Source organism: Saccharothrix sp. DSM 118769 (assembly GCF_052936295.1).
In genome coordinates this window covers 4,389,554-4,401,665 of sequence record NZ_CP193627.1, presented here as the reverse complement: position 1 = coordinate 4,401,665, position 12,112 = coordinate 4,389,554, and the positions used below count along the sequence as shown (strand labels likewise).

The 12,112-nt window shown below is 70.4% G+C and carries 12 protein-coding genes; 9 read left to right on the top strand and 3 right to left on the bottom strand.

All coding sequences use genetic code 11. The annotated features are described in order from the left end of the window. The first annotated feature begins 173 nt into the window (after nt 1-173). Together ACRAKJ_RS19210 and ACRAKJ_RS19205 are read left to right on the top strand one after the other, a co-directional pair. Nucleotides 174-512, top strand: a complete 339-nt coding sequence (locus ACRAKJ_RS19210; protein ID WP_438919807.1) for a hypothetical protein — start codon at nt 174-176, stop codon at nt 510-512. Between the two features lie 68 nt (nt 513-580). Then, entirely contained in the window at nt 581-1,114 is a 534-nt protein-coding gene (locus ACRAKJ_RS19205; protein WP_438919808.1) for a sortase domain-containing protein, read from the top strand. Here the strand turns inward: ACRAKJ_RS19205 and ACRAKJ_RS19200 are convergent. Next, complete coding sequence (locus ACRAKJ_RS19200) at nt 1,111-1,611, bottom strand: ricin-type beta-trefoil lectin domain protein (protein ID WP_438919809.1); 501 nt, start codon at nt 1,609-1,611, stop codon at nt 1,111-1,113. The two genes, ACRAKJ_RS19205 and ACRAKJ_RS19200, sit on opposite strands and share 4 nt — an antisense overlap. A 1,024-nt stretch (nt 1,612-2,635) precedes the next feature. Between ACRAKJ_RS19200 and ACRAKJ_RS19195 the strand changes: the two genes are divergently transcribed. The 7 genes from ACRAKJ_RS19195 (at nt 2,636) to ACRAKJ_RS19165 (ending at nt 9,540) form a co-directional block, all read left to right on the top strand. Next, nucleotides 2,636-5,071, top strand: a complete 2,436-nt coding sequence (locus ACRAKJ_RS19195; RefSeq protein WP_438919810.1) for a DUF7617 domain-containing protein — start codon at nt 2,636-2,638, stop codon at nt 5,069-5,071. A gap of 486 nt (nt 5,072-5,557) precedes the next feature. Further along, nucleotides 5,558-5,926, top strand: a complete 369-nt coding sequence (locus tag ACRAKJ_RS19190) for a hypothetical protein (protein ID WP_438919811.1) — start codon at nt 5,558-5,560, stop codon at nt 5,924-5,926. A 587-nt stretch (nt 5,927-6,513) separates the two neighbouring features. Next, nucleotides 6,514-7,035 carry a hypothetical protein gene (locus tag ACRAKJ_RS19185; RefSeq protein ID WP_438919812.1) on the top strand — a complete coding sequence of 174 codons (522 nt, stop codon included), beginning with the start codon at nt 6,514-6,516 and terminating at the stop codon, nt 7,033-7,035. A gap of 79 nt (nt 7,036-7,114) precedes the next feature. Continuing rightward, nucleotides 7,115-7,243 carry a hypothetical protein gene (locus ACRAKJ_RS19180; protein WP_438919813.1) on the top strand — a complete coding sequence of 43 codons (129 nt, stop codon included), beginning with the start codon at nt 7,115-7,117 and terminating at the stop codon, nt 7,241-7,243. Nucleotides 7,244-8,339: 1,096 nt separating this feature from the next. Next, nucleotides 8,340-8,729 (top strand): hypothetical protein, encoded by a 390-nt coding sequence (locus tag ACRAKJ_RS19175; RefSeq protein WP_438919814.1) that lies wholly within the window; start codon nt 8,340-8,342, stop codon nt 8,727-8,729. A 290-nt stretch (nt 8,730-9,019) separates the two neighbouring features. Beyond that, entirely contained in the window at nt 9,020-9,340 is a 321-nt protein-coding gene (locus tag ACRAKJ_RS19170) for a hypothetical protein (protein WP_438919815.1), read from the top strand. Next, nucleotides 9,328-9,540 (top strand): hypothetical protein, encoded by a 213-nt coding sequence (locus ACRAKJ_RS19165; protein ID WP_438919816.1) that lies wholly within the window; start codon nt 9,328-9,330, stop codon nt 9,538-9,540. The genes ACRAKJ_RS19170 and ACRAKJ_RS19165 overlap by 13 nt, the downstream gene beginning before the upstream one ends. A 399-nt stretch (nt 9,541-9,939) precedes the next feature. Here the strand turns inward: ACRAKJ_RS19165 and ACRAKJ_RS19160 are convergent, their stop codons facing one another. Next, on the bottom strand, nt 9,940-10,350 hold the full coding sequence (locus ACRAKJ_RS19160; RefSeq protein ID WP_438919817.1) for an anti-sigma factor antagonist: 411 nt from the start codon (nt 10,348-10,350) through the stop codon (nt 9,940-9,942). A gap of 400 nt (nt 10,351-10,750) precedes the next feature. After that, a complete protein-coding gene (locus ACRAKJ_RS19155) occupies nt 10,751-11,968 on the bottom strand; it encodes a SpoIIE family protein phosphatase (protein WP_438919818.1) in 1,218 nt (405 codons plus the stop codon). Between the last annotated feature and the right edge of the window lie 144 nt (nt 11,969-12,112).

Below are 12,112 nucleotides of genomic sequence, written 5' to 3'. Positions count from 1 at the left end.
CCTGTCGCGCAGTGCCGCGAACGCCGATGCCTTCGACGCCGCGGTGATCGGCTCGCCCCTGCACGGCACCCCGGTGCCCGATCGGCACCGGCTCATCGAGCACACCTTCGCCGGCGCCGCCCGGCACTCCTCCGACCGCAAGAAGCCGGCACTGAAGGCGATCCCCCGTCGTCGTGGGTCCCGAACCGTTCCGGGTCGACGCCTCGTCGCACGCGTTCGACCACCACAACGGGGTCACTCCGGTCGCCCCGGAACCCACCACCCGCCTGCTGCGTCCGACCGGCCTCGGCCAGAACGGGGACATCGTCGAGGGCGGCGTGTTCGCCCACCTGTTCGCGCTGCTGTCCCTGCACCGGATCGTGCCCGGTCACCCGGTGATCCACGAAGGTATCTCCGCGTTGGTCAAGGCAGTCCGCGACGACGGGGGCATGCCGTTCCTCGTCAGCGAGGAGATCTTCTGCACCGCCACCCACCTGCTCGCCTTCCTGCACGGCCTGGGCTCCAGGCGGTAGTCCGCCCCATAGGCGCGGCCCGGCGGTACCTGGCCGCGTCCGAGGGCACCTTCGAACGGAGCTGGAGCTTGAGCGAGTCCAACGCCATGCTGCGCACCCTCAGTCGCTCTGAGCACCGCGCACCGGCACGGCCCGACCGGCCACCAAGCAACGCCGACACCGCCGAGGTCCCGTCCCTGGACCAGCCACTCCAAGCCGGTTGGTACAAACACGGCCCCGCACCCGGCGACACCGGCCCCACCGTCCTGCTCGGCCACGGCCGACCCGGCATCTTCCACGACCTCGCCAAGCTCAACCCCGGCGACCGCTTCGAAGTCATCCACCATGACGACACCACCGCTACCTTCGCCATCAGCCGAGTCGACCGCGGCCCCAATGACCACTTCCCCACTGACGCCGTCTACTGCGAAACAACCACACCACGAATGCGCCTGATCAGCTGCGGTGGCGCCTTCGACCCCGCCACCGGCGATTACCGGGACAACGTCATCGTCTACGCCGACCTGGCCCGAAAAACAGGTGGCCGTACCCCGTCGGCGACAGGGCACGGCCACCATCCCCGGCGGCGCGCTCACACGGGGAAGCGAAGCCGCAGAGGCTAATCGAGGGAGCGCATCGCTTCCACGTAGACGTTCCACTGCTGGTCCGCCCGGCCGACATCGCAGGGCTCCAGCACCAACGGATCGTCCAGCCCCGCATGCGTCACGCACGAGCCGCTGTCCGCCACGCTGGACAGAAGGGCCGGGAACATGTCCGGGTCGTCGACCGGACGCCAGTCCCACACCTGGTCCTCCGCGCCGGCGCGACACGGCGTTTGCCGCACCGCTGTGCCGTCGGCGGTCAGGCACTGGCCGCTCGCCTGGTTCCGGAACGTTCCCGCCTCGGGGTTCCAGTACCAGTACTGGTGCGCGTCGTGGTCGTTCTCGAACTCCCTCAGGAAGACCGGCATCCCGGGAACGGGACCGGCTTCCCAGACAGCTGTCCGGGTGTCGACGCCGCCCACGAAGACCAGGTACTCGTCCTGGTCCGCAGCCGCGGGTGACGAGCCGAGCAGAACAGCGGTTGCTGTGAGAACCGCTGCCCAGGTGCGGTGGAACATGTGCTGCCTGCCCTCCTCGATCTACGGTCTCCGGCGGATTCGGACTGCGGAAACCGCTTCGTTGCCATTGCCGCTTCCGAGTATGTGCACGAGTTCTCGGAAGACGTGGTTCGGTCCCTCGGCCGTGTTCTCGAACCACCTGCTCGGGGCTGACGACTCCCCCTGCCATCGGGTGTGGTGACACGTGGTCACCACACCCACCTGCCGACTCCGCAGTCGCCGGATCGGTGGCCGATTCGACTACCGCCGAACCACTCCACCATCACGGTATCTGCGACGAGTGGGCCCGCTCTGGTTCGAGTAGCTCCGCTTCCCGGTCATCAGGCGACCGGCGCCACCGCGGAACAGTGCCGGCCTCACCAACCGGTGCTCTCGCGGCGGTCCGGGAAGGTGCCCGGCGCACCGGGTACTGCGGGGTCGGCCCGGTCCAGCCCTGGGCACCGACTCGTCCGGGGCGACACGGCGACCTCGTACCGCAACACCGGCAACGTGACGTTCTCGGCCGCCGGCGAGTGGCCAAGCAGAACCGGCCAACGGATGAACCGGACGGAAACCATGACCTTGACGTGGCTGTCCCATCGTGATCGACGGGCTCTGTTCGACAAGGCTTCACCGCCGGTCGGTGGACGCCTGGCGAGACTGGTCACCGGCAATCGGCCGCAAGTCCTGCCGCCGTCCCGAGACGCCGCCGCCGGCGGTCCGCGTGGAGCGGACGAGCCGTTCGCACGTGACAGGAGGTTGCCACCGCCCACCATTGCCGTCGGACGCGGTAGGAGGCAGTTCGCACTATCGCGTTCCGGTAAAGCGCAGTACGCCGAACTCGGGGACATCCGGATGAAACCGCATGCGGCCTTCACTTGGAATACTTCGCGTCGGTAGGAGAGTGCCGTCGGGTGCTGCGCTGTTGGATCGCTCGTGCGCGGCAGGCGGGTGACTCCGCGTTTCTCCATCGACACAGATCCTTAACGTGCCTGAGTCCGAACAGCGACGACCGCTGTCCGGTAGAGCGAAATGAGGGATCGTCATGCGAAGACGTGTGGTCATCTGGTCGGCGACAGGAGCGCTCGTCGCCGCCGTCCTGGCGGTTCCGGGGGCGGCGGCCGATCCCGCGCCCGCCGCGACGTCGACGTTGGCGAAGTCCGTCGTCGGTGTGTCCTCCCCGGCCGATCACGGCGCCGCCGCGACCTGGGTCGTCGGCTACGACAACAACGGCACAGGTGTCGGATCGGCCACCATCACCGACACCGTGGGCGCCGGCCAGGCGTACGTGACCGGCTCGCTGGACGTGCCGCCCGGGTGGACGCCGTCGTGGTCCACCGACGGCACCACCTTCCAAGCCGCCGAGCCCGCCTCCGGTGTCGTCGCGGTCCGAGCGCAGAACCCGGCCGCCGAGCCGGACGGGACGTCGTTGTCGGGCCTGCTGACCCCGCCCGTGCAGGCGAGCACCACGGCCACCGGCGGCGACGGTTTCACCCCGCTGCTGCACCGCACACCCACCGGCGCGCTGCAGTCCTGGAACATCTACCACCACGCCGCCCCGACCACGCCGAAGGTGGTGTGCATCGACCTGGCCTCCGGGCAGCCCTGCGCGGGCGGGCCGTGGCCCAAGCCGCTCAACACCGCCGTCGGGCCGTTGGGCAGCGGCGCGACCGGTGACATCAGCAGTCCGATGGCGCACCAGTACTTCCGCGACCCGGCCGCGCCGTCCCAGGTCCTCTACACCGCCGCGACCACCTCGTCGGTCGGGGTCGGCTGCCTCGACCTGGCCGCCGCGGCGAACTGCGGCTACTGGCCCCTGGCCACCCCCGGTGGCATCTCGGGCGCGAACAACACGGCCGGCTTCGTCGAAGTCGGCGGCAACCTCTACGGCCTGGCCGGCACGGGCGCGGTCCTGTGCTGGAACGTCGCCACCCGCACCGCCTGCCCCGGCCAGCCGTACGCGCCGATCGTCCCGCCCAGCGGCGACCAGCCCGGCAACCCGTGGTTCTACGGCGCGATGACCGTCGTGGCGGGCAAGGTGTTCGCCTCTTCGTCACGGCCGGGCACCGGCAGCCAAGCGGCCATGGGCTGCTTCGACCCGGCCACCTCCACCGCCTGCGCCGGGTGGGCCTCGCCCCGGCCCGTCGGCGCGGCCGGCGACTACACCTACAACGCCTACACCGCTTACAGCACAACCGGTGCGCAGGTCGGCGCCTGCTCCACCATGACCGGGTCCTCGCCCGGCGTGACGACCTGCTACGCCCTGGACGGCTCGCCGCTGCCCGCCCCGTCCTCGGCGGCGGGGCTGCCCGCCGGCGTGATCGCGTTCAACCCCGAGGTGATCACCGATCCGAACGGCCACGTCCGCAGCTACCTCGCGATCTGGGGCGGCCCGTACGGCGGCGCGGCGATCTGCCACGACTGGACCACCGCGTCGGCGTGCGCGGGCGTGCCCAACCCGATCACCCACCCGACCGTGAACGGTGGTGTCACCCGTGACTACGGCTACACCTACGACACCCCGACGGGCTGCATGATCGGTCTCGGCGACGCGGGCGTGCTGTTCTCGATGGACCCGCTCACCGGCGCGTCGCCGTGCGTGCGCTCCGGCGGCCAGGTCTCGCTCACCCCGGGCGACTTCTACTGCGACGGCGCGTCCGGCCACGTGCAGGGGTACGGCTCCGCGCGGCTCGTCGGCGTCACTCCCGGCAACGTCGACTTCGGCGCGTCCCGCGTGACCGTGGTCGACCAGAACGGCGACACCGTGGCCACCCCCGGCTTCGCGCCCGACGGCACGGTCGACCTCAGCGGCGTCTCGCCGACCGCGCACCCGACGATCTCCGTCACCACCACGTTGGTGCTGAACAACGGCGCTGACTTCGGCGGCGGCAACCAACCGAGGCTGGTCGTCGACTTCACCGGCGACCCGCCCCAGGTGTGCTTCCGCACCACGATCAGCGCCGACTGCGCCGTGGCCGACGTGTCGAACACCGCCACCGGAGTCGACACCACCGGCGCGTTCACCTCCAACACCGTCACCGTCCCCGTCGCGCCGGGGCCTGCCTGTCAGCCGGTCATCACGGTGGACAAGGAGATCTGCGCCTCGAAGACCGCGTCCCACTGCGGCCCCAACGGGGCGGGGCCATGGGCCAAGAAGGCCCCGGTGGGCACGTTGGGCCTGCTCAACGCGACCGCCTACTGGCGGATCACGGTCACCAACCAGGGCCCGGTGGCCATCACCGACGCGCGGGTCGTGGACTACGAGGAGCCCGCGTGCGAAGCGGCGGCCGGGACCTTCACCCTGCAACCCGGTGAGACCAAGCGCTTCTACTGCTCGACCTACGCCGTGCTGACCCTGTTCCCACTGACCAACCAGGCGAAGGCGAGCTACACGCCGCGCAACTCGCCCGCCAACACCCCGCCGTCCTACTCGGCGTGGTCCTCGGCGACCGCCTGCTCCCTGCTCTGCCTGCTGGGCTGACCCGACCCCGACCGGTGGGGCGTCCCGACGTCCCACCGGTCGAGCCCCCGGTGCTGTCGGCATGGCGAGACCCGACGCAACGCTCCTTGGCGACAGCAGGCGTTCCCTTCTGCCCGCCAGCCGGCGGGGATCCGCCCGGCCGCAACTCGTCGGTCAGATCGTCGAGGCGGCGTCGAGGATTCGGTGCGCCACTTGGCGACAGTCATCGGTTCGCCTCTCGGATGCACGGCGATCTGCTTACTGGGCAACCCATCCGCACGTACCGACACGGTCCTGCACCGCTGTGCCGGCTCCTGCGACGATCCCGCCCGACGCATCCACCACGGCAACGGCTCGCACTCCTGTCCACTCGAACCTACCTCGACAGACGGCCAACCGAATCGCGTTGCTCGGCTTTCTCTCCGTCCCAATGGCCATCGCCACTCCGGGCGACCTGACCTGTGAAATCCAGATCCAGACCGATTTCACCCGCCGATCACCGGACCGGTGACCGACAGGCCCGGCGACATCAGCGGCTGCTCGATCAACTGCGTCTCCGCCGCCGGCTACACGATGCAGTCCGGTGTGGTCGAGGACACCGCCACCGCCACCTCGACCATCGACACCCCGTGCTCGGTGGTGATCCGCGTCGTCGCCACGGGCACGATCACGTGGACACCCACAGCAACCAGCCAATTCGTCTACGTGTTCAACACCGACCCGGCTCAGGGCCCGATCGAGCTGTCGCCGACCATCACCAGCGGGGCGATGGCCGGTGACCAGATGATCCCGGTCGCCTGGTTCCTCCCGAACGTCGACTGCGCGCTGACCGGTCTGAAGTACGGGACCCTCGGCGGAGTCGGCACCTTCGAGTAGAGCCCGGTGCGGCGGAGGCGCGTCCTGGATCGTCGTGACGTATCGGTCACGGCTCCGCCCCAGCGGTAGTGGGTGTCGGCCTCGACGAACGTGGCGACCACCGCCACCCGCTGCTCGGCCGCACCGGTGCCGATGCACTCCGCCGCAACCGGCGATCGGCTCGTCAACCCGACCAAGGTCCGTCGGGATGCGGACATGGGCCCACCGCGGCCGTCGGAGGCCGTCGTGGACCGCATGCCACAGCGTGGCACTATGGCATGAGCATCCGGTCGGAACGTGTCGGTCTGCACCGGAAGCCTCGTGTGACCACCGGAAAACGATTCCACCGGACCATTGGGTCCTTGTGTCGTTCCGCACCGTTGTCGCGCCACCGACATCCTGTCGATCGCTCGTCCGTACGCGCGACCGAAGATCCCCGCTTCCCACGCGATGAAGCACGCCGCCATCCCGTCCGGCCCGATTCCGCACTTCTGCGGTGGGCGGCATACCCACGGTGTTGCGCCGCAAGCCGTTTGGTCGATTGAGGACAGACGGTGGGGCGGCGAAACTCGGACTCCCCGAAAGATTCCGGAGAACGGCGGAAGCCCATGCGTCTGCGTTCCCTGATCCTCGTCGCCGTGGTCACCCTGTCGGCCGCCGTCGGCTTGTCCTCCCCCGCGTCGGCGTCCGTGGTCGACGTCAACTGTCCGCTGGGGACCCAGGTGGGCACCTACTCCCCCGGCATGACGCTGCTGCCGCGCCAGATCGACTTCGCCGCCACCGGCACCCTGGGCGGCTGCGTCTCCCCCACCCACCCCGACATCACCGGCTCCACCTTCACCGCCCTGGTCAGCGGCACGTTCAGCTGCCTGTCCGGCTCCACCACCAACACCTCCACCTACCACTGGAACACCGGTCACCACAGCACCGTCCAGGGCGGCTTCGAGATCAACCTCAAACCCGGCGGCACCACCGTCCTGGTCCTGACCGGCACCGTGGTCGACGGACTCTTCCAGGGCGCGACCGTCGTGCAGACCAAGATCCTGCCCGCCACCGACCTCACCGCCTGCCTCACCCCCCAAGGCCTGACCAGCGTCAGCGGCACCACCTCATTCACCGCCGTGCTCTGAACCCGTAGACACCGCGCGACGGGCACCGCGGCAGCCACACCCGATCGACAGCAGTCCACTTGCGAACGAGGAGGAACCAATGCCGAACTACATCGTCATCGGATCGGGCGGACCGATCGTCATCATCATCGAGTTGGGCGGCGTGGAGGTCTCGTCCCTGCGCCCCATCGACCTGGAGAAGCTCGACGTCGCCGCGACCGCGACGTGAACCGCACCGGCTGACGGCACCTTGGTACCGGGCAAGCCGGCCGATCAGTCGAGCCGTACCGGGCGATCGCAACGGGAGCCCGCCGGACGAAGAACGCGTTCTCGACGGGGAACGCACCCGTGCTCCCCACCCTCGTTCTTCGGGGTACGACCACGGCCTGGCCGTTCACCGGGCGACCGCCAGGCCCGCCTCCGATCCAGCCGGAACCCGCACCGCGAACCCGGAAGTGGTCGTCGAACATGAACCAGCCGTGTTCCGCTCCCGTTGTCGCCGTCTCGTGACCGTCGCGTGCGGCTCCGCTCTGCTCGCCGTCTCCTCGGTAGTCGCGCCGACCGGCGTCGCGACCGCGGACGACACGCCCGCCACCGGCGTCGTCGTGTGCACCACGACCTCGACCTGGAGCTACTCGCCGGGTGTCATGCCGGCGCCGAGGCCGGTCGTCACCCAGGTCAACGATTGGTACACCTCCTGCCTGTCGCCCACCGGTAGCAGCGTCACGGGGGTACGAGCGCCGGGACCGGCGGGCCACCCGGTCCGCCGGCCCCTGCGCGCTCGGTCCCGCCGGACGGGTCGGGATCACCTTCGCCCCCGAGGACGGCACGGGTGTGCAGTCCTGGGCGGCCGGCCGCGGGCTGCGACTGCTCACGCCCCCGCGAGCCGCCGCGGAAATCGCCGTTGACGAGATCGACTCCCTGCGGCTGTTCGAGCGCGCGGGCGTGACCGTGCCGGCAACCGGGGTGGTCCTCGCCGACCCCGGTGACGCCGAGTCCTGTTGGGCGGTGGGCGGTGGCCACCCGGTCTTGTACAGCGCCGCGCCAACAACCTCACCGGTAAGGGCACCCGACTGGCGACCGACGTCGCGCAGCTGCGCGCGGTGCTCGACGACTGGCGCGGTGAGCCGCTGCGGGTGTCCGCCTTCACGCCGGGCATGCCGCTGACCGTGAGCGGATGCGCCACCGGCAATGGCACCGCGGCTCCGCGGCGTCGCACCAGCTGGTCGGCCTGCCCGAGTTCACCCGTACTGGGGCGCGCACTGCGGCAACCAGCTGGTAGCCGACGACGGGCTGCCCACAGGGTCGGCAGGCGGTGCCGGCAGGTGTGCGAACAGGTCGGCGACCAACTCCGCGAGCTGGGCTTTCGCGGCGCATTCGGGCTCGACCTCGTCGCGGCTGTCGACGGCACGGTCTTCGCCGTAGATCAATCCCGGTTCCAGACCGTGGTGTCGCTCGTGCAAGCGCCGGAGATCACCGCGGGCCTGCTGCCGATGGTCGGTGCCCACGCCCTCGCGTCGCTGCTCCCGTCCGTGCCGGTGAGCCGCGTCCGCACCGCTTGCCTGCCGCTGAGCCAGCTCGTCGTGCCCGTCACCCACCACGGCATGCTCGACGCGATCCCCGGATCCGGGTGCTACCGGCTGGAGACCGGCGAGCTCCGGCCGCTCGGGCACAAGCAGCTCACCGACCTGCGCCCCGGCGAGGCGCTGCTGTGACAGCACGCCTGGCCCGGCGACCGGGCACCCGGCGAGGAACTGGAGCTCGTCCGGCTGCTCCACCGCGCGGCCCCGGTCGGCGAACGGCCCGCACTCAACCCCGTCGCCCGGGCCTGGGTCAACGCGGTCCACCGGGCCACGACCGTCGTGGAAGCCCCACCGCGGTGACCACCTTTGCCCCGCACGAGCGGGATCTGACTGCCGAGCAGATGCGCGCGCTCGGCCATCGGGTCGTCGACCTGGTGGTGGATCACCCGCGCGGGCAGCGGAACCGGCCTGTGCACCGGCGAGTGGAAGCCGATGAGGTCGACCTCATCCTGGCCGAGCCCGCCCCGGAGGACCCGGGCGGGCTCGTCGACTTCCTCGCCACCGAGGTGCTGTCCCGGTCGCTGAGCCTGGGCCACCCCGGCTGCTTCGCGTTCATCCCGGGCGCCAACAACTTCCTCGGTGACCTGCTCGTCTCCGGGTTCAACGTGTCCCCCGGCGCGTGGTTCATCGGCGCCGGACCGGTCGCCGTCGAGCAGGTCACCGCACGGTGGCTCGCGGAGCTGCTCGGGCTGCCGGCCGGCAGCTGCGGGGTGTTCACCCCGGTGGGACGATGGCCAACCTGACGGCCACCGCCGCGGCCAGGCACGACCGGCTCGGCGAAGCCCACGACGCAACCCCCGACCGCACCCCGGTCGTCGGGTCCTCCAGCACCAGCCTTCACCGCGGCAACGGCATGAAGATCATCCAAACGATCTGCAACGACTGGGGCGTGCGCCAAGGAACCGACCACAAGGTCGTCTGGGGCCGAATCCCCATGCCCTGACCAACCACGTCACCCACCGATGCGATCCTTCCCCGACAGATGCGTCCGGCCGCACCGTTGAACCGCGGAAGCGGGACGCACCATCCAGTACACGAACATCATGATGCAGATCACATGCTGTTCATCGATGTCGTGGCGTCGCCGCGCGGACGCATCCCGGCTTCGGGATCAGCAGCTGTACCGGCATCCCATCGCTCCCAGTACCGACCGCGACGGTGGCCGATCAGTCGCTGTCCGCCGACTTCGGGATCTGCGTGGCCGGCGGATGTCCGCTCACGGACTTCGCTCAATCCTCAACATCCCCGGTCGCTCCGACCCGGCCCCCAGGATGGGCCCGCCGTGCAGCAGACCCATGATGCGTCCTGGCGGTGTACCGAGTGCGCCCCCGGTCGGAACGGCTTATTCCGCCACCGCTGTCACATCGAGTGGCGATGTACCGGATGAGGCGGCGGCAATCCCGCGCACGGCGGACATGGCGCGGTCCAGGTCGGGGCAGATGGTCAACACCTTGTCCAGCCTGGTCTCGTACAGGTGGCGCAGCACGGCGCGTCGACCGGCCACCACCACCACGAACGCCACTCCACACCGCTGGGCGTGGGCAGCGGCCTGGATCAGCAGCGCCAGTCCCGCCGAGACCAGGAACCGCATCCCGGTCAGGTCCATCACCAGGTCCGAGGTCGCCTCCTCCAACCAGGTCAGCAGCTCGTATCCGAGCGTCTCCACGCTCTCGGGGTCGATCTCGCCCACCACCCTCGGCACCGGCACCCCACCCGCGGTGTCCCACTGCACCGTGACCGGCGCCGACCCCACGTCGCCTTCATCAACGCACGTCCTCCCGGCCTCTCAACACGTCGAAGAGCCGGCTTCTCAACCCCGCCCGGTCACCGGCCGGGTCGCGGATCAAGCGCGGCGTCATCTCTCCACACGGTTAGTCCCCGGCCGGACGTCGCAGGACAGGTGCGTCACATGGTCGACACCAGTTCGGCGTCCGACGTCTGCCGACGCCGGGTCGTGTTCCGCATGGTCGGGTTCAGCGGACCGTCCTGCGCGGTGCTGTTCCAGCACAACACCAGCGGCCCGATCCGTACCCCACCGTCCCGGACGAGTGTCGTCGTGACCGCGCCCCACCCCGTCGCGCGCCTGCGGCCGCTTCCGGGCGGTTCACCTCCACCTGCGCGCGCCGGTCACGAGGCCCCCGTCTCGGGACCTGTCAGGTGGGTTCGGGACGGTGACGAGACACGAGCAGGGCGATGTCATCGGTGGCGGGTTGGTTGCCGACCAGGTCCGCCATGATTCCGGCGCAGACGGTCTCCGCGGTTGTCGCCGTCACTTGTCGGCGCAACTGCTCCAGTCGGCTGTCGAGGTCCACGCCACGCCGTTCGACCAGCCCATCGGTGTAAAACGCCAGCAGCGCGCCGGGTGGCAGGTCGAGGGCCGTGCCCCGGCGGCCGGTAACGGCCAGGTTATACCCGACAGGCGGTCCGACCGGGGAGTCGACGAGCCGGGCCGGTTCACCGGGGCCGGCCAGCACCGGCGGCAGGTGGCCGGCCAGCGCAAGGTCCACGCGGGCGGTGACGGTGTCGATCACGGCGTAGGCGACCGTGGCCATGGTGTGGGCCTCGAAGTGGCTGGCCTTGCGGTCGAGCTTGCCCAGCACGTCCGCCGGGTCGGGGAACTCCAGGGCGTAGGCGCGCAGGGCGCTGCGCAGTCGTCCCATGACGACGGCGGCGGGCAGCCCGCTGCCGACCACGTCGCCGATGACCACGCCGATGCGCTCGCCGGGCAGTTCGAACACGTCGTACCAGTCGCCGCCCACACCGTTCTCCGCGCCGGGCACGTACCGGGCCGCGAACTCCCAGGCGGGTGTGGTCGGCAGCCGGTCGGGCAGCAGGCTGTCCTGCAGCAGGGCGGCGGCCGCCAGTTCGGAGCGCGAGCGATGCAGGTGCGCCGCCGTGGCCAGCCGGTCGGCTGCGAGCCGGAGCAGGTCGACGTCCTCGTCGGTGAACCGGCGCTCGGCCGTGCTGCCGATGTGCAGCACCCCGATCAACCTGCCCTCGGCCACCATCGGCACGCCGAGCATGACCCGCAGACCGCGTTCCCACAGCAGCGGGTTGACCACGGTCGAGGGGTCGACGTGGTCGATCTGCACCGGTTCCCGGCGGTTGGCGACCGCGCCGGCGAAACCCGAGCCCACAGGTACCCGCACGCCCTGAAGGACCTCCTCCTCAAGGCCGGAGGTCGCCCTGGCCACCAAGTGCCCGCCGCCGGCGTCCACCAGCAGCACGGTGACGGTGTCGACCGCGAACAGCTCCCGTACCTGCCGGGGCAGCACGTCGAACAGCTTGTCCAGGTCCAGCTCGCGCAGTGCGCTGTCGGTGATCGCCTCCAACACCTGCAGCCGCCGGGCCAACCGCCGGACATCCGTCATCCGCACTCCCTCCCCGACACGCCGACGCGCACCCAAAGGACAGCACAAGCGCGTGACGGGGGCCATGCGAGCCGGCGCGGAACGAACTGGGTGTGCCTGCGAGCGTAGTACGGCACTCACCTTCGTCCCACCACCGACTGCTCG